The following is a 15,583-nucleotide window of genomic DNA, read 5'->3' on the forward strand; positions in this document are numbered from 1 at the left end:
TCAGGGAGTCTCTTCGCGCAAGGCGGCGGCCATCCATTCCTGGACCGCCGCCGTCTTGTCCGGGTCCGGCTTGGGCGTGCCGTTGATCGTCGCCACGAGCGTGCTGTACCTGACCATCAGGTTCGTCCCGGTCAGCCTCGCTCGCATCTGCGCCGACCTGGTCCGGTCGAAGCCGGCCATGGTGCGGCGGGCCTTGGCGATGTCGTGGTCGCCGGTCATGGCCGCGACGAAACCGGCCGAGTCGGCCGCCATCCGCTCGGCGATGTCCCTGGCCTGCGGGGAATCCGCCGGTACGCCTGCCTGCTGTGCCGCCTGCGCCTCCAGGTAGAGCGCGCGCTGCCGCTCGGCGCGGGCCAGCATCTCCGGTGTGGCCATCAGCTTGCCCTGCTCGGTGCCGAAGGCGCGGTGGAAGTAGGTCCGCAGCTCCGTGCGGAACTGGTCGTCCCGCACGATTTCGGCGAGCTCGATCCACGCCTCGAGCTGCTCGGTGGACGGCTCCTCCGGCAGGTGCGGCCGCCGGCTGCGCAGCAGTTCCAGGTAGCCGGGGTGGACGTCCACGCCGTCGGTCACGAAGTCCCAGAACCGGCTGATGAGCCGGTCGCGGTCGTCGTCGGACATCGAGACGAGCTTGTGCATCAAGCTCACCTGTTCCGTCGTGGTGTGCTGCCGCACGATGGTCCGCAGCACGGCGCGGCGCGCGTGGAACTGCCGCAGCTGGTCCTCGACCAGCCGCAGGTGCCTGACGGCCAGCTCCCGCAGGGTGCTTTCCTCGGCCAGCACCCGGCGGATGTCGTCCAGGCCGGCGCCGAGGTCGCGCAGGGTGCGCACGAGTTCGAGCCGGGCGATGGCGTGCACGTCGTACTGCCGGAAGCCGCCCTCGGTGAGACCGGTCGGCGGCACGACGCCCTCGTCGGCGTAGAACCTGATCGCGCTCACACTCAGGCCGGTGCGGCGGGCGACGTCGCCGATGGGGTAGAGCTCGTTCATACCCGCCACTATGCGACCTCGACCGGCTTGAGAATCAAGGCCTGGCACGGGTCGTCGCGATCATGCCGCCCGCCGCACCCGCCAGTGCGCCGAGGAGCGTGGTGACCAGCACCAGGGACACCCCGATTCCCAGCCAGGTCAGCGCCGCCGGCCCGGTGCCGTTGACGAGGGTGTAGAGCACCGTCAGCAGGAACACGACGACGTGGCCGGTCAGCGCGGTCACCGCGCCGGTCTTGACGGCCGGCTCGAGACCGCCACACCGGGCGGCCAGGAACCCGGCCCCGACGTAGTAGGGGAAGAACAGGACGACCACGATCATCGGGCCCGGCGCGTCCCAGTTCCGCATGAGGTACACCGACACCGACATCAAGAACCCGCACAGCAGTCCGTACGGGTGGATCGCGCGAGACCGACCGCCCGGCTGGGATTCCACAGTCCTCAAGTCGCCAGCGCGAAGCGCCCTGTTACCACCGGCTTCACCGATGAGGAATCCGTTGCCCCGTCGTCAGTTCTGGTACCCCCCTCGCACCGTGGAAGGATCGACGACCATGACCGACGCCAGGCCGCTGGGCACCGACGAGGCCGCGTTCATCGCGGCGGCCCGCTCGGGCGACACAGCACGGTTCGCCGTCGTCACCGAGCGCCACCGGCGTGCGCTGCAGACGCACTGCTACCGGATGCTCGCGAACTACGACGACGCCCAGGACCTGACCCAGGAGACGTTCCTGCGGGCGTGGCACAAACGGGAGTCGTTCAAGGGCCACGCCGCGCTACGGACCTGGCTGTACCGGATCGCGACGAACGCCTGCCTCGACTTCCTCGAGAAACGCAACGACCGCACCCCCGTGCCGGCCGAGCTGCCGGGGACCGAGATTCCTCACCTGCAGCCGTACCCCGACCTGATGCTCCCCGAAGACCCGCAGGACTCGGTCGTGGCGCGGGAAACGATCGAGCTGGCGTTCATCGTCGCCGTCCAGCGCCTGCCGCCGCGGCAGCGGGCGGTGTTCATCCTGCGTGACGTCCTCGGCTGGCCGGCGTCGAAGGCCGCCGTCGCCCTCGAGCTGACGGTCGCCTCGGTGACCAGCGCACTGCAGCGGGCACGCGTGACGATGCGCGAGCAACTGCCCGGCCGCCGCCTCGACTGGCGGAGCCCCGCCACCCACGAGCTGACGAACGCCGAGCGCGGCGCGGTGAAGTCGTACATCGACGCCCACGAGCGCAACGACCTCGACGCGCTGACGTCCCTGCTGCGCGACGACCTGCGCTTCGCGATGCTGCCCGATCCGGGCACCGTGACCACGACGGCTAAGGACGCGGTCGACGGCTGGGTCTCCGGCGGGCTCTTCCAGCCCGGCCACGACGACTGGCGCGGGATCACCACGACGGTCAACCGCATGCCCGCCGCCGCGCTGTACCTCCGCACCCCCGACGACCCGCGGTACCGGTTGTTCGCCGTCGCGGTGCTGCACGTCGTCGACGGGCAGATCGCCGAGCTCACCGGATTCGAAGCCGCCGGCAAACCCTGGCTGGGCCTGCCCCCGGCACTGTGATCCGGGGGCAGGCGGCCTCATCGCCTCGTCTCGTACCGGGTCAGGATCGCGCCGCCGGGAAACGCCCGCGTCTCCACCAGGTTCAGGCTCACCCAGCTGTCCAGCGCGGTGAAGAGCGGTGTGCCGCCACCCACCAGGGCCGGGTGCGTGACCAGGACGTACTCGTCGATCAGCCCGGCCCGCATGGCCGCCCCGGCGAGCGTCGCGCCGCCGATGCCGATCGGGCCGCCGTCCCCGGCCTTGAGCCGGGTGATCTCGGTGACCGCGTCGCCGGTGACCAGGCGGGTGTTCCAGTCGACCTGGTCGATCGTCGAGGAGAACACCACTTTCGGTGTGTCCCGCCAGTTCCGCGCGAACTCGATCTGCGCCGGGGTCGCGCCGGGCTGCTGGTCACCGGTCGGCCAGTAGGAGCTCATCGCCTCCCACAGCTTGCGCCCGTACAGCGTCAGCTCGTTCGCCCGCTCGTAGTCGAGCCACCACTGGAACAGCTCGTCGCTCGGCGCCCCGCTCCAGCCGATGTCGTCGCCGGTCGCGGCGATGTAGCCGTCCACGGTCACGTTCATGCCGAAGATCAGTTTCCGCATCGTGCCAGCCTCCTGTGAGTCGATGTCCCCCGTACAGACGGGCGCGGCGCGAAAACCTGATCGGTGCGCATCCCCCGTGGGGGTGGCCGTGGTCGGCCGTGTCGTCACGACCACGAACGGCGGAGGTTTCACGGCCGGGGAGCCGGAGGGTGGCACCGAGGGAACGGTGTGCCGGGCTCGCGTAGGGGGCGAGCCCGGCTTCACCGCGCGGGGCCGGCAACGCCCCCAGGCCTTTCCCGTTGGTGACACAAGGGTGGCGAGAGATCCACCGGATGAGCTAACCCTCAGGGGTGGCCGCTCGGCGGCTCGGCCTTGGCTTCGTCCGTGCAAAACCACCCGTTCGAGTGGGGCAGTTCGCTCTGCTCCCCGCTCGCCGCGGGCACGGCGTCAACCCAGGACAGGCCAGCCTCGGCGAGCAGCCGGTCGAAGATGGGGGTTGCCGGACGCCGCACCGAGCCGCCGTGAGTGTCCACATCGTTCATCGGCGTTCCCGCAAATCGGCGGGCGACCACCGATCCGGCAGGTGGTCGTCGTCCGTGGAATCGTCCATCGCCTACTCCGTGATCATTTGCGCCGCTTGCACTCTCGGTGATTTGTGAGCGCACAAAGTAACAGTTACAGAAGCGTAGCCCGTAATGGCCACCCGGTACGCTTCGCGAAGTGACGTCATCCAGAGCGGGCACCAGCTCCGGCGACGGCCGGGCGGCGCGCTGGGCCGGGCAGCGGGAGCGCCGTCGCCGCGAATTCGTCGACGCCGCCCTGCGGGCGATCGCCGAACACGGCCCGCACGTGTCGGCCGCACACATCGCCGACGCGGCCGGCGTGGCCCGCCCGCAGCTGTACCGGCAATTCGACGACGCGGCCGACCTGACGCGAGCGATCGCCGACCGGGCCACCGAGCAGATCATCGTGTCGTTGCGGCCGGTGTGGGAGCCGCAGGGCAGCGCCATGCAGATGATCTCCGCCGCCGTCGACGCCCACACCGGCTGGCTCGCCGAACACGGCAACCTGTACCGCTACCTGATCCTGCACTCCCAGATCGGCCGCCGCGAGGGCGAGGACGCGATCGCCGACGTCAAAACCGTCATCGCGCGCCAGCTGACCCAGGTTTTCGAGTACTACCTGACGATGTTCGAGCTCGACGCCCGCGTCGCCACCGTCCTCTCCTTCGGTGTCGTCGGTCTCGTCGATTCCTGCGCCGCGCAATGGCTCGAGGCCCCGCTCGGGATCACGAAGGCGCAGCTCTCCGGCATGCTCACCCGCTGGATCTGGCACATCCTCGACGATTCGCTCCGCACCGCCGGGATCGAGATCGACCCGGATCTTCCGCTGCCGCCACCGCCACCGCAGCCGCGCTGAACCGGAGAAGGCCGCCCCGGTGCCCGGGACGGCCTTCCGCGGTTTCGGTCAGCTCAGCGTCAACGCGGTGTCGTCGACGCAGAACGACGTCTGCAGGGACGAGTCCTCGGTGCCGGTGAAGGTCAGCGTCACCGTCTGCCCGGCGAACGCCGAGACGTCGACGGTGCGCAGCTGGTAGCCGGTCGCCTGGTTGAGGTTCGAATACGACGCGAGCGTCGTGGACCCGGCCTTGACCGTGAGCTTGTCGTACGCCGTCGTGGTGGTGGTTTCGGCGGTGTCGACGTGCAGGTAGTAGGTCAGGGTCGCGTGGCAGCCCGCGGGGATGCTCACCGACTGCGACAGCGTGTCCGTGTGCGTGCTGCCGTAGCCGTCGAGGTAGGCGAGGTAGGTGCCGCCGTGGGGCGCTTCACCGCTGGACGACGTGCTGACGACCCCGCTGGACGCGGTCCACGGGCTGGTTCCGCTCTCGAACCCGGGGTTGCCCAGCTTCTGGCCGGAGCAGCCACCGCCGCCGGTCGGGCTGATCGTCCAGGTGAAGGTGGTGCTGCCGGTGGCTCCGGAGGAGTCCTTGGCGGTGGCGGTGACCGAGTACGTGCCGGCGGTGGTCGGGGTGCCGGAGATCAGGCCGCCCGAGCTGATCGACAGCCCGGCGGGCAGGCCACTGGCGGTCCAGGTGTAGCCGCCGCTGCCGCCGGACGCGGACAGCTGCAGGCTCGCCGCGGTGCCGACGACCCCGTTCTGGCTGCCCGGGTTGGCCGCCGTGACGGGGCCGGGGCCGCTGCCGCCGGTGAAGGCCGCGGTGCCGTTGGGGGTGCCGAGCCCGGTCGGGCCGTCCCAGCCCGCGCCCGCCTTGCACTGCACCGCGACCGAGCAGCTTCCGTTGCTGCCGGAGGTGACGTCGTACAGGTTGCCGGTGTGCGAGTACGGGTAGGCACCGGGGGTGTCGGACGAGCCGGGCGTGCCGGCGAGGGCGTACACCGACGCGATGATCGGCGCCGACGCGCTGGTGCCGCCGTACACGGCCCAGCCGCTGCCGCCGTAGGTCTGGTACACCGCGACGCCGGTCTGCGGGTCGGCCACCGCCGAGACGTCGGCGACCGCGCGCATGGCGCAGCCGGTGGTGACGTTCTGGAACGACGGCTTGGCCACCGAGCCCGAGCAGCCGCTGCCCGCGCCGCTCCACGCCGTCTCGCCCCAGCCGCGCGTGCTGCTGTTGCGGCTCAAGGAAGTCCCGCCGACGGCGGTGACGTACTGCGACGACGCCGGGTAGCTGATGCCGTAGCCGCTGTCGCCGGTGCTCGCCGTGATCGCGACGCCGGGGTGGTGGAAGTAGCTGGAGTCGTAGGAGTTCTCGCTGCCGTCCTCACCGCCGCCGTAGCTGTTGGAGACGAACTTCGCGCCCAGGGACACGGCGGTGTTCACCGCCGTGCCGAGGTCCGCCATGCTCGGCTGGTTCGCCTCGACGAGCAGGATGTGGCAATTCGGGCAGATCGCCGAAACCATGTCGACGTCGAGGGAGATTTCTCCCGCCCAGCCCGAATCCGCGGTCGGCAATGGACTGGTTTGGCCGTTTTCGTTGACTTTCTTGAAGCAGCCGTTCGCGGTGGTGCAGGCGGGCAGCCCGTAGGTGGACCGATAGGCCGCGAGGTCCGATTCGGCGTTCGGGTCGTCGTTGGAGTCCACAATGGCCACGGTGGCCGACGCGCTCCCGCCGGCGGTGAGGTTGTAGGCCGCGCGCAGGTCCGTGGGGCCGAATCCGCCGGGCAGCGCGTTCGGGGAAAGCGTGGCGCGCATGGTGTCGGTCTGCCGTTCGGCGAAACACGTTGCCATGCCGGGCCGCACGTCCTGGGCGCAGACGCGGGCGGTCGGGTGCGCGGTGGACGGCGCGGCCACGGCGGGCAGTGCCGGGGCGGTCAGTGCCAAGGCCGCGAAGCCGGCCAAGGCGAGGATTCTTCGAGCTGAACGGGACACGATCCCTCCAGGGAATTTCCTACGAACGGCGATGGGATGCCGGTGTCCCGTTGTCTACAGTTCGTTCAGCCCTGGTGGTGACGCACTGGTGCCAGTGGCGCAATGGTGTCGGCTCGTCCGGTGGAGGTGCCCCCGAATGGTCCCCGAAACAACTGGCCATCTGGTGACTCTCGGCCTCAAACCGGACGAAGCCGAAATCTATCTCGGCCTACTTTCGTCGGGCCCCGTTCCCGTCGAGCAACTCGTCGCCGACACCGGCCGCGAGCCCGGCGAGGTCCGCCGTCTGCTCGACGTGCTGGCCGAGGTGGGCCTCGCCGGTGCCGTCGACGGACCCGGCTCGCCGGTTTCGGCGCTCCGGCCGGAACCCGTGCTGGAAGTGCTGAGCCGGGCACGCGAGACCGAACTCGCCAGGGCCCGGCTGGCGGTGACGCGCGTCTACGAGCAGAGCCGCCGGTCGGCGGGCGGCGACCACGACGGCTCGATGATCGAGGTGGTCAGCGGAACCGTGGCGGCCGAGCGCGTCCGGCGGCTCGAGCGGGCCGCGCGGACGGAGGTCCGCGGGCTGGATTCGCCGCCGTACTACGCCGACGCGGACGCCAACGAGATCGAGCTGGAGAACCTCGCCCGCGGCGTCCGGTACCGCGCCGTCTACGGGCGGTCCGCGCTGGAACGGCCCGAGTACGTCGCGGAAAACATCCTGCCGTGCGGGAAACTGGGCGAAGAAGCCCGGATCCTCCCGGAGGTGCCGGTCAAGCTGCTGATCATCGACGACGACTGCGCGGTGCTGTCCGGCGTGGACCGCACGGTGCTGCTGATCCGCCCGTGCGGCTTGTTCGACGCACTGGCCGGGTTGTTCGACATGTGCTGGCAGGTCGCCCTGCCGCTCGGCCTGGCCGACGACGGCTCCGGTTCCCCGATCCGGCCCAGCGAACGACGGCTGCTGGGCCTGCTCGCCGCCGGTCTCACCGACGACCAGGTCGCCCGCGTGCTCGGGGTGAGCAGGCGGACGATGTTCCGCTACCTCGAGAACCTGATGGCCCGCACCGGCGCGGCCAACCGGTTCCAGCTGGCCCTGCACGCCACCCGCAACGACTGGATCTCCGGCCCCGGCCGGCCCCGCGCGACGCCGATCCGGTCGGTGCCGGTCTGAGCCGTCCGCCCGGTGAACCAGGCGCGGCGCTCGTTCGTGGAATGTCATGTGGGTGTGAGGAGATCCCCTTGACTGTCACCGAAGAAAACCGGACAACTCCGCCGGGTCCGGGCAAGCGGGCGGGCTGGAACTTCGATCCGGTCCTCGTCCTCACGCTCGTCGTGCTCGCGGGTTTCCTCTTGCAGGGACCGGTCCGCGGAGCCTTGGCCACGCCGGCGATGCAGAGCTGGCTGACCGTGTTCGTGGCGGTGGTCGTCCAGGCGCTGCCGTTCCTCGTCGTCGGGGTGCTGCTCTCAGCCGGGCTCGCGGTGTTCGTGCCGCCGTCGTTCTTCAGCCGCGCGTTCCCGAAGCGGCCGGTGCTCGCGGTGCCGGCGGCCGGGCTGGCGGGGGCGGTCCTGCCCGGGTGCGAATGCGCGTCCGTGCCGGTCGCCGGTGCCCTGGTGCGCCGCGGGGTCACGCCCGCGGCCGCGCTGGCGTTCCTGCTCTCGGCGCCGGCGATCAACCCGGTCGTGCTGACGGCCACCGCCGTCGCGTTCCCCGGCCGGCCGGGGATGGTCGTCGCCCGGTTCACGGCGAGCCTGCTCGTGGCGTGCGTGATGGGCTGGCTGTGGCAGCGGCTGGGCCGCGCGGACTGGCTGCGTCCGCGGGCGCACACGTCGGCCGAGGGAGCCGGCAAGGGGGCGGCGTTCTGGGGTTCGGTCCGGCACGACGTGTTGCACGCCGGTGGCTTCCTCGTCGCCGGCGCGATGGCCGCGGCCACGCTGAAGGCGGTCGTGCCGGCCGGCTGGCTGCACGCCGCGGCCGCCGACCCGGTCGTGGCGGTCCTGGTGCTGGCCGTCCTGGCGGTGGTGCTGTCGATCTGCTCGGAGGCCGACGCGTTCGTCGCGTCGTCGCTGACCCAGTTCTCGCTGACGGCGCGGCTGGTGTTCCTGGTGGTCGGGCCGATGATCGACCTGAAGCTCTTCGGCATGCAGGCCGCTACGTTCGGCCGCGGGTTCGCGCTCCGGTTCGCGCCGGCGACCTTCGCCGTCGCGGTGGCCATCGCGGCCGTGACCGGGGCGGTGCTGCTGTGAACAGCCGGGCGGCGCAGGCGATCGTGCTGTTCCTGCTCGGCGGGGTGCTGCTGCACGCCGGGCTGACCGGCCTCTACCTGCGCTACATCAAGGCGGGGCTGCAGCCGCTGGTGCTCGGCGCCGGCGTCGTGCTGATCGCCGCGGCCGCCGCCACCGTCTGGTACGGCTGGCGCCGGGGACGCGCCGGCGCCCACCGCACGCCGCGAGTCGCGTGGCTGCTCGTGCTGCCCGTCTTCGCCCTCGTCCTGGCCGCGCCGCCGGCACTGGGCTCCTACAGCGCCATGCGCGCCGGCACCGCGCTGACCCCGCCCCTGGCCCTGCCCGCGCTGCCCGCCGGGAACCCGGTCCGGCTCGGCGTGATCGACTACGCCGACCGCGCGGTCTACGACCACGGGCAGTCGCTCGCCGGGCGGCGCGTCGTGCTCACCGGCTTCGTCGCCTTCGACCGGTCCGGTGCTCCTTTGCTGGTGCGGATGCTGCTCAGCTGCTGCGCCGCGGACGCCCAGCCGGTCAAGGTCGGCCTCACCGGGCAGGTCCCGCCCGTGCTGCGACCCGACTCCTGGCTCGAAATCACCGGCACCTACACCGCCCAGCAGGCCAAGGACCCCGCCAACGACGGGACCATCCCGTTCATCACCGTCGAACAGGCGAATCCGGTGGCGCCGCCGGCGGATCCGTACGAAGGCCTCGGCTACGCCCCGAGTCCATGACCCTGCCGCGGAACCTCCACATCGGACTCGGGGGCCGCGGTCCCGGCGAGCCGGCGGTGGAGGTCGAGGACGGCCCGGGCCCTGGCCAGCTCCGGCGGCGTGAACGGCAGCAGCGGCCTGGTCACGACCACGTCGCCGTCGGGGTCCGCCAGCCGCATCGTCGTGGTGCCGATGCCGTCCGCCGTCGCTTTTCCGGTGCGCCCGCCGGGTGAGGTGCGTTCGACGGCGCACTCGCCCAGCACGGCCCGGAGCAGCTGGGCCAGGCCGGCTTCCGGCTCGGCCGCCTGGGCCGCGATCGTCAGCAGGCGGGTGGGCAGATCGACGAACTCGTGCACGTCCGCCGGGACGACCCGGACGTCCCGGCCCCCGCCCAGCTCGGTCACCTCGGCGATGTCCGCCGCGCGCACGGATTCCCGTGTGCGGACGAGGAATTCGTCCACGACACCGTCCGGGACGGCGAGCACCTGCAACGAGACGATGTCGTAGCGGTGCGCGGCCAGGGCCGCGGTCACGCCCGCCAGGCTCCCGGGCACGTCGCGCACGGTGGCGCGGATCCGCCACGCCGTCCCGGTTTCCGGTGGGTGTACTCCCCCGGTGCCGCGTGCGGGCTCCGGTCGCGGACGGTGCGCCCACCGGCGCCACGCGACGGTGGCGATCAGGAGCCCGCCCAGCGCGAACAGCACCACCGGCCCGACCCGGTTGTGCGACAAGGTGCTGACGAACAGGTCGGCGACCCCCGTGGCGATGAACAGGGCCGCGAGCTCGATCAGCTCCCGGCCCATCGAGGTCCTCGCTCGCTTGGCGCTCTTCGGCTGTACCTCGGCATCGGTCATGCGGACAGCATCAGCGTCCTCTTTTACCCCGGCCTCGCCGCCCTGTCACGATTCAGTTAACGGCATCAGCGCGCCGCCGTCAGACCGCCGTCGATGGTGACGATGGTGCCGCTGATGTAGCCGGCGCGCCCGGACGCCAGAAACGCCACCAGGTCCGCGACCTCCTGCGGCTCGGCGATGCGCCCCGAGGGCAGCGAGGCGAAGCTCGCGTCGAGGTCGGCGTTCGCGGCGCGCATCGTGGTGATCCGCTCGGTGGCCACCGGGCCGGGGTTCACGCCGACCACCCGCACCCCGTGGCGCGGGCCTTCCCCGCCGAGCGCCTTGGTGAACGCCATCAGGGCCGCATTGCCCGCCCCGCCGGCGATGTACCCGGCGGTCGGCCGTTCGCCGCCGGTGCCGATGACGTTGACGATCACGCCGTGGCCCCGGTCGCGAAGCCGCGGGTACACGAGCCGGACGAGGTCGATGTAGCCGAGGACCTTCAGGTCCCACGCGTGCCGCCACCGGTCGGGACCGACGTCGTCGAGCGTGCCGGCCGGGATGTCCCCGGCGTTGTTGACCAGGATGTCGGCGTCGCCGGCGGCCTCGGCGAGTTGCTCGAGGGCGGCGGGGACCCGCAGGTCGACGGCGTGGGTGGTCACCGCCACGCCGTGGTTCTCCCGCAGCCTGCGGGCGTGGTTGTCCAGCGCTTCCCCGTTGCGCGCGGCCAGGTGCAGGTCGCACCCTTCGGCGGCCAGCGTCTCGGCGATCGCCACGCCGATGCCTTTCGAGGCGCCGGTGACCAGCGCGCGTTTCCCCTTGAGGTGCAGATCCATCGGTCCCGTTCCGTTCAGCTCGTCGCGGCCAGCACGTCCTTCGCGGTACCAGTCTCGGCGATGCGCGGAAAGATCTTCGTGATGGCGTGATCGCGCGTCCGAGGTTCGTTGACAGCGCCGCGGCTCAAGCGCCCCAATGTGGCGTTGGTTGCGTCTGACGCACCGAACGCCACATTGGGTGCGCTGGACGCACCGAACGCCACATTGGGGCGCATGGCCCCGAGCGTCAACCAACTTTCGACGCGTGACACACGGTGGCCTGTGGAGCCGTGCGCAGGATCCGCCAGCTCAGGTAGACGCAGACGCCCAGCGCCGGCGCACCGCCCAGCAGCGTGGCGGCGATGCCGAGCGGGACCACCGATTCGGCCAGGTACAGCGGCACCAGCACGGCCACGGCGATGGCGTACTTCGCCAGGAAGATCGCCGTGCACGCGTAATAGCGCCGCCGCTCCCGGCGATCTCGCCGCCAGGCGGCGCGTTCACCGCGCGCGGTGCCGATCACCAGCCCGATGACCGGCCACCGCACCAGGATGGACACCAGGAACAGCGCGCCGCCGACGGCCTGCCAGAGGACGGAGGTGAGGTAGAAGTCGGCCGCGTTCCCGGTGCCCCCGGCCAGCAGTGCGGACACCCCGACCACGAGCAGCCCGACCACCGGCTGCCAGACCTTGCCGGTGGTGCACAGCCGCACCACGGCGAAGGCCACCACGCCACCGACCGCGATCAGCGCGGAAGTCAGCACCTGCCCGGTCAGCAGGTACGCGACGAGGAACAGGGCCCGCGACGCGACGCTTTCGGCGACGGTGCGCCAACCGCCGACGGCACTGAACAACGACAGGGACTTCTGAGTGAGCATGCCGAAGCTCATGCGGTCGCCTTCGCCGTGACGGACGCGAAACCGTTGCGGCGCATGGTCTCCTCGTAGGCGCCGATCGCGTCGAGCAGGCCGAGCCGGCCGCGATGCGCCTCGGCCAGTGCCTGGCAGAGGCGGTGCGCGTCCTGGATGGCCAGGTTGCCGCCGAAGCCCGGGGCCAGGTGGATGGCGTCGCCGATGACCGTCACCGGACCGGGCGGCCAGGCGGGCATCGGCGGGATGGTGCCGCCGCGCAGCGCGACCGTGACGTCCGGCCACGCCTCGGCGACGATGGTTCGCAGGACCGAGGGCAGGTCCGCGGTCAGCTCCTCGGCCCGGCGCCCCACCGCCACCGGCGATCCGAGCTGCTCCCGCGTAATGGGCAGGGCCCACATCACGTAGTCCTCGATCCCGGCGACCGCACTGGAACGCAAGGCAGGCAGCCACTGTTGCCGCGCGGCCACGGGAGACTCGGTGAACCGCAGCACGCCGAACACCATCATCGTGCCGCGCACCCGCACGCTGGCGGGGCTGTCGCCGATCAGGCCGGGCAGCCCGGTGCCGGCCACGGCCCGCAGCGGAGTCGCGCCCATGATCGTGCGGCGTCCCGTATCCACGACCCGCACGTCGGGCAGATACCCGCGGCGAACCGCCGAACCGACGCCGTCCGCGCCGACCAATACGTCCGCGGTGTCCGTTGTGCCGTCGGCGAACCACACCCGGACGGTGCCGTCGGCGCGCCGCTCGAACCGCGTGAACTCCGCCCCGAATCGCACCACGTCGTCCAGTTCGGTCAGCAACACCGCCCACAGCAACGGCCGGTGGACCTGCCGGCCGGGCCGCGGCCGTCCCGCCACCCCGTCGGACGGCTGAGCGCCCGCGACGGTGAGTTCTCCGTCCACTTCGGACAGCGTGAGGGTCCGCTCACGCGGTCCGCCCGTGGTGGCCGTCAGCATCGCGACATGCGCCGGCGGCAGGCACGCCCGCAGCCCCGAAGCGCCCCGGTCGTCGAGGTGCAGGCTGATGCCCTGCGGACGGCCCAGCGCACCGTCCCGCTCGTACACCGCGACGTCGATCCCCGCCCGGCGCAACCCGTGAGCCAGCGTCAGCCCGCCGAGACCCGCGCCGACCACAACCACTCTCATCGCGCCATCCCCATTCTTCATCGCTTGGTGAAGACCACCGTACGGCGGGTCCGGCCAAAACTCCACCGAGTGATGAAGAAAGGTGTTAGGCTTCGGTGGTCATGACAGACCACGACACCCACCGCCCCGGACGCTGGCGCTCCGGCGCGGAGAGCAAACAGCGGATCCTGCGGGCCGCCCGCGAGCTGTTCGGCCAGCACGGCTACGGCGGTACGACCGTGCGCGCCATCGCGACCGCGGCGGAAGTCGACCCCGCGATGGTGTTCTACTTCTTCGGCACCAAGCAAGGCCTGTTCAGCGCCGTGATCGACATGCCGGGCACCGTCCCGCCGGCCATCGAGTCGATCTTCACCGGCGACCTCGGCACCATGGGCGAACGCATCGTCCGGACCCTCGTGGAAAACCTCGACAAGTCCGACCGCCCCCCGCTGGTGATGCTGACCAGGTCGGCGCCGACCGACGCGCAATCCGAAGCGCTGCTGCGCGAATTCATCGACCGGGAGATCACCGGCCGGCTCGCGGCCCTGCTCGGCACACCGGACGCCGTGCTGCGGGCGAGTATGGTCAACGTCCAGATCCTGGGTCTCGCGGTGGCCCGGTACATCGTCCGCGTCGAGCCGATCGCGTCGGCCTCCGTCGACGAGCTGGCCATCACGTTCGGCCCGCTCGTGCAACACTGCCTGACCGGGCGAACGGCACCGTCTTGAGCGCGAGTCATGCGCCCGCTTCGTTCCGGTGTGGCCAGGTGGTCGCGACGAAGTCCTCGAACGACCGCGGCGGGCGGCCGAGGGCACGCTGGACACCGTCGGCGAGCTCGGCGCCGCGGCCGTCGCGGAGATCGACCAGCAGCCCGGTGAGCAGGTTCGCCACGTTTTCCGGGACGCCGTAACGGATTTGCCGCTCGACGAAGGCCTCCGGGGCGACGTCGAGGTAGTCGATCTTCCGGCCGGTGGCCCGCGCGATGAGTGCGGTCGCTTCCGCGAAGCCGACTGCTCGCGGCCCGGTCAGCTCGTAGACCCGGCCGTGGTGCCGGTCGTCGGTGAGCGCTGCGGCGGCGACCTCGGCGATGTCCTCGGCGTCGACGAACGGAGCTCGTCCTTCGCCGGCCGGGAGGGTCAGCACGCCGTCGCGGATGCCGGCCGCCCACGGGCCCTCGCTGAAGTTCTGCGCGAACCAGTTCGGGCGCAGGACGGTCCAGCCCGCGCCGCAGCCGCGGACTGCTTCCTCGGCGGCGTGCAATGGATGCTCGGCTTCGCCGGCACGCGGGGCGGACAGCAGCACGAGCCGGCGGGCGCCCGCCGAGACCGCTTCGGCCACGAACCGCGGGAGCCGGTCCCCGCCGCCCAGGTTCGGTTCCACGAGGTAGACGGCCGTGACACCGGCCAAGGCGGCGGCCCAGGTCGCCGGGTCGGCGAGGTCGAAGCCCCGGGTGCGGGAGCCGACCCGGGCGGCGGCGCCGAGCCTGCGGGCGATGCGGCAACCGGTCTTGCCGGTGCCGCCGAGAATCAAGGTGGTGGGCATGCCCATAAGCCAACTCGCTGACGGCGAGACGATCCATGGGTGAAAATCGCCGATACCTTTGTCAGCGTCTACAGTGCCGAGATGGACGTCCTCAGCGACCTGCTGGACCGGGCCCATGCCGGCCACGCGCTGGTCCGGCAGCTGATCCAGCGGCCGCCGTGGTCGCTGGCCTTCGCCGACGCCCCGCCGCTCACGCTGGTGGCCACGCTCGGCGGGCACGCGTCACTGCGCGTCGGCGACGCCGCGCCGGTGCGTCTCGCCGCCGGGGACCTCGCGCTGATCACCACGTCCGCGTACACCATCGCCGACGCCCCGGGCACCCCGCCGCAGCTGGTGATCCGCGGGACGAAGAAGTATCCGGTCCCCGGCGCGGAGCGGGTGAAGAACCGGTCGCCGCGCACGTACGGCGGCGGCGAGCCCGGGGCCACGACCATGCTCCGCGGCGCTTACGAACTCCACGGCGCCGCCGCGGAACGGCTGCTCGGCATGCTCCCGCCGGTGGCGGTGGTGCCCGCCGGGCCGCGGACCCGTGGCGCGCTGGACCTGCTCGCCGCCGAGGTGGCCCGCGACGAGCCCGGCCAGGACGCCGTGCTCCGACGGCTGCTGGACCTGGTGCTCGTGCTGGCACTGCGCGGCTGGTGCGCCCGGCTGGAGCCGTCGCCCGCCTGGTACCGCGCGTTGAGCGACGCCGGCGTCGGCGAAGCCCTGCGCTTGCTGCACACCGAGCCGGCGCACCGGTGGACGGTCGCCGAGTTGGCCGTCCGGGCCGGCCTGTCGCGCGCCGCGTTCGCCGCACGCTTCGCCCGGCTGGTCGGCGAGCCGCCGCTGACCTACCTGACCGGCTGGCGGATGACGCTTGCCGCGGACCTGTTGCGCGACACCGAAGACACCGTCGCCACCGTCGCCCGCGCGGTCGGGTACGACGACCCGTTCGCCTTCAGCGTCGCCTTCAAACGCGTCCGCGGCGCCAGCCCCTCGGACTGGCGCCGCGGCCGGGTGACTCCCGGTCCGTGACCGAGGCGCGCTCAGGGC

General features: G+C 71.8%; 18 protein-coding genes. 7 read left to right on the top strand and 11 right to left on the bottom strand.

The features are described 5' to 3' along the window. Both H4696_RS15265 and H4696_RS15270 read right to left on the bottom strand, forming a co-directional pair. Positions 1 to 987, bottom strand: coding sequence for a helix-turn-helix domain-containing protein (locus H4696_RS15265; protein WP_086865481.1), 987 nt, complete (start codon positions 985 to 987; stop codon positions 1 to 3). Between the two features lie 34 nt (positions 988 to 1,021). Beyond that, positions 1,022 to 1,333, bottom strand: a complete 312-nt coding sequence (locus H4696_RS15270) for a hypothetical protein (RefSeq protein ID WP_143265501.1) — start codon at positions 1,331 to 1,333, stop codon at positions 1,022 to 1,024. 202 nt (positions 1,334 to 1,535) lie between these two features. On the opposite strand from H4696_RS15270, the gene H4696_RS15275 reads away from it, so the two are divergent. After that, on the top strand, positions 1,536 to 2,537 hold the full coding sequence (locus H4696_RS15275; RefSeq protein ID WP_086865479.1) for an RNA polymerase subunit sigma-70: 1,002 nt from the start codon (positions 1,536 to 1,538) through the stop codon (positions 2,535 to 2,537). Positions 2,538 to 2,554: 17 nt separating this feature from the next. Here the strand turns inward: H4696_RS15275 and H4696_RS15280 are convergent, their stop codons facing one another. Next, positions 2,555 to 3,121: a dihydrofolate reductase family protein gene (locus tag H4696_RS15280; protein ID WP_086865478.1), complete on the bottom strand. Its 567-nt coding sequence runs from the start codon at positions 3,119 to 3,121 to the stop codon at positions 2,555 to 2,557. A 284-nt stretch (positions 3,122 to 3,405) separates the two neighbouring features. After that, the gene (locus H4696_RS15285; RefSeq protein WP_086865477.1) at positions 3,406 to 3,603 is read right to left on the bottom strand and encodes a hypothetical protein; all 198 of its coding nucleotides are present in this window, start codon (positions 3,601 to 3,603) and stop codon (positions 3,406 to 3,408) included. Between the two features lie 178 nt (positions 3,604 to 3,781). Here H4696_RS15285 and H4696_RS15290 point away from each other — a divergent pair, with 178 nt between their 5' ends. After that, positions 3,782 to 4,480 (top strand): TetR/AcrR family transcriptional regulator, encoded by a 699-nt coding sequence (locus tag H4696_RS15290; RefSeq protein WP_086865476.1) that lies wholly within the window; start codon positions 3,782 to 3,784, stop codon positions 4,478 to 4,480. A gap of 48 nt (positions 4,481 to 4,528) precedes the next feature. On the opposite strand, the gene H4696_RS15295 is transcribed toward H4696_RS15290, so the two are convergent. Beyond that, positions 4,529 to 6,451, bottom strand: coding sequence for a putative Ig domain-containing protein (locus tag H4696_RS15295; RefSeq protein ID WP_192782328.1), 1,923 nt, complete (start codon positions 6,449 to 6,451; stop codon positions 4,529 to 4,531). A gap of 136 nt (positions 6,452 to 6,587) precedes the next feature. Between H4696_RS15295 and H4696_RS15300 the strand changes: the two genes are divergently transcribed. The 3 genes from H4696_RS15300 (at position 6,588) to H4696_RS15310 (ending at position 9,384) form a co-directional block, all read left to right on the top strand. After that, the gene (locus H4696_RS15300) at positions 6,588 to 7,601 is read left to right on the top strand and encodes a LuxR C-terminal-related transcriptional regulator (RefSeq protein ID WP_086862734.1); all 1,014 of its coding nucleotides are present in this window, start codon (positions 6,588 to 6,590) and stop codon (positions 7,599 to 7,601) included. Between the two features lie 68 nt (positions 7,602 to 7,669). Further along, the gene (locus tag H4696_RS15305; RefSeq protein ID WP_225955693.1) at positions 7,670 to 8,674 is read left to right on the top strand and encodes a permease; all 1,005 of its coding nucleotides are present in this window, start codon (positions 7,670 to 7,672) and stop codon (positions 8,672 to 8,674) included. Next, positions 8,671 to 9,384, top strand: a complete 714-nt coding sequence (locus tag H4696_RS15310; RefSeq protein WP_086862736.1) for a TIGR03943 family putative permease subunit — start codon at positions 8,671 to 8,673, stop codon at positions 9,382 to 9,384. The genes H4696_RS15305 and H4696_RS15310 overlap by 4 nt, the downstream gene beginning before the upstream one ends. Here the strand turns inward: H4696_RS15310 and H4696_RS15315 are convergent. The 5 genes from H4696_RS15315 to H4696_RS15335 form a co-directional block, all read right to left on the bottom strand. After that, positions 9,366 to 10,217: an ACT domain-containing protein gene (locus tag H4696_RS15315; RefSeq protein ID WP_086862737.1), complete on the bottom strand. Its 852-nt coding sequence runs from the start codon at positions 10,215 to 10,217 to the stop codon at positions 9,366 to 9,368. The genes H4696_RS15310 and H4696_RS15315 overlap by 19 nt on opposite strands. 65 nt (positions 10,218 to 10,282) lie before the next feature. Beyond that, positions 10,283 to 11,032 (bottom strand): short-chain dehydrogenase/reductase, encoded by a 750-nt coding sequence (locus tag H4696_RS15320; RefSeq protein ID WP_086862738.1) that lies wholly within the window; start codon positions 11,030 to 11,032, stop codon positions 10,283 to 10,285. A gap of 14 nt (positions 11,033 to 11,046) precedes the next feature. Then, positions 11,047 to 11,247 carry a hypothetical protein gene (locus H4696_RS15325; RefSeq protein WP_143265241.1) on the bottom strand — a complete coding sequence of 67 codons (201 nt, stop codon included), beginning with the start codon at positions 11,245 to 11,247 and terminating at the stop codon, positions 11,047 to 11,049. A gap of 11 nt (positions 11,248 to 11,258) precedes the next feature. Then, positions 11,259 to 11,900 carry a DUF3159 domain-containing protein gene (locus tag H4696_RS15330; RefSeq protein WP_086862739.1) on the bottom strand — a complete coding sequence of 214 codons (642 nt, stop codon included), beginning with the start codon at positions 11,898 to 11,900 and terminating at the stop codon, positions 11,259 to 11,261. Next, complete coding sequence (locus H4696_RS15335; RefSeq protein ID WP_225955694.1) at positions 11,897 to 13,030, bottom strand: FAD-dependent oxidoreductase; 1,134 nt, start codon at positions 13,028 to 13,030, stop codon at positions 11,897 to 11,899. The genes H4696_RS15330 and H4696_RS15335 overlap by 4 nt, the downstream gene beginning before the upstream one ends. A 101-nt stretch (positions 13,031 to 13,131) precedes the next feature. Between H4696_RS15335 and H4696_RS15340 the strand changes: the two genes are divergently transcribed. Continuing rightward, complete coding sequence (locus tag H4696_RS15340; RefSeq protein WP_086862741.1) at positions 13,132 to 13,737, top strand: TetR/AcrR family transcriptional regulator; 606 nt, start codon at positions 13,132 to 13,134, stop codon at positions 13,735 to 13,737. A gap of 7 nt (positions 13,738 to 13,744) precedes the next feature. On the opposite strand, the gene H4696_RS15345 is transcribed toward H4696_RS15340, so the two are convergent. Continuing rightward, on the bottom strand, positions 13,745 to 14,551 hold the full coding sequence (locus tag H4696_RS15345; RefSeq protein WP_086862747.1) for an NAD(P)H-binding protein: 807 nt from the start codon (positions 14,549 to 14,551) through the stop codon (positions 13,745 to 13,747). 81 nt (positions 14,552 to 14,632) lie between these two features. Between H4696_RS15345 and H4696_RS15350 the strand changes: the two genes are divergently transcribed. After that, on the top strand, positions 14,633 to 15,565 hold the full coding sequence (locus tag H4696_RS15350; protein WP_086862742.1) for an AraC family transcriptional regulator: 933 nt from the start codon (positions 14,633 to 14,635) through the stop codon (positions 15,563 to 15,565). Positions 15,566 to 15,583 lie beyond the last annotated feature (18 nt).

Source organism: Amycolatopsis lexingtonensis (assembly GCF_014873755.1).
GTDB classification, from domain to species: Bacteria; Actinomycetota; Actinomycetes; order Mycobacteriales; family Pseudonocardiaceae; genus Amycolatopsis; species Amycolatopsis lexingtonensis.

Excerpts from the sequence above, each read along its gene's own strand:
- H4696_RS15265 (WP_086865481.1), bottom strand. The coding sequence starts at position 987 with ATGAACGAGCTCTACCCCATCGGCGACGTCGCCCGCCGCACCGGCCTG.
- H4696_RS15270 (WP_143265501.1), bottom strand. The coding sequence starts at position 1,333 with ATGCGGAACTGGGACGCGCCGGGCCCGATGATCGTGGTCGTCCTGTTC.
- H4696_RS15275 (WP_086865479.1), top strand. The coding sequence starts at position 1,536 with ATGACCGACGCCAGGCCGCTGGGCACCGACGAGGCCGCGTTCATCGCG.
- H4696_RS15280 (WP_086865478.1), bottom strand. The coding sequence starts at position 3,121 with ATGCGGAAACTGATCTTCGGCATGAACGTGACCGTGGACGGCTACATC.
- H4696_RS15285 (WP_086865477.1), bottom strand. The coding sequence starts at position 3,603 with ATGAACGATGTGGACACTCACGGCGGCTCGGTGCGGCGTCCGGCAACC.
- H4696_RS15300 (WP_086862734.1), top strand. The coding sequence starts at position 6,588 with ATGGTCCCCGAAACAACTGGCCATCTGGTGACTCTCGGCCTCAAACCG.
- H4696_RS15315 (WP_086862737.1), bottom strand. The coding sequence starts at position 10,217 with ATGACCGATGCCGAGGTACAGCCGAAGAGCGCCAAGCGAGCGAGGACC.
- H4696_RS15320 (WP_086862738.1), bottom strand. The coding sequence starts at position 11,032 with ATGGATCTGCACCTCAAGGGGAAACGCGCGCTGGTCACCGGCGCCTCG.
- H4696_RS15325 (WP_143265241.1), bottom strand. The coding sequence starts at position 11,247 with ATGCGCCCCAATGTGGCGTTCGGTGCGTCCAGCGCACCCAATGTGGCG.
- H4696_RS15330 (WP_086862739.1), bottom strand. The coding sequence starts at position 11,900 with ATGAGCTTCGGCATGCTCACTCAGAAGTCCCTGTCGTTGTTCAGTGCC.
- H4696_RS15335 (WP_225955694.1), bottom strand. The coding sequence starts at position 13,030 with ATGAGAGTGGTTGTGGTCGGCGCGGGTCTCGGCGGGCTGACGCTGGCT.
- H4696_RS15340 (WP_086862741.1), top strand. The coding sequence starts at position 13,132 with ATGACAGACCACGACACCCACCGCCCCGGACGCTGGCGCTCCGGCGCG.
- H4696_RS15345 (WP_086862747.1), bottom strand. The coding sequence starts at position 14,551 with ATGCCCACCACCTTGATTCTCGGCGGCACCGGCAAGACCGGTTGCCGC.
- H4696_RS15350 (WP_086862742.1), top strand. The coding sequence starts at position 14,633 with ATGGACGTCCTCAGCGACCTGCTGGACCGGGCCCATGCCGGCCACGCG.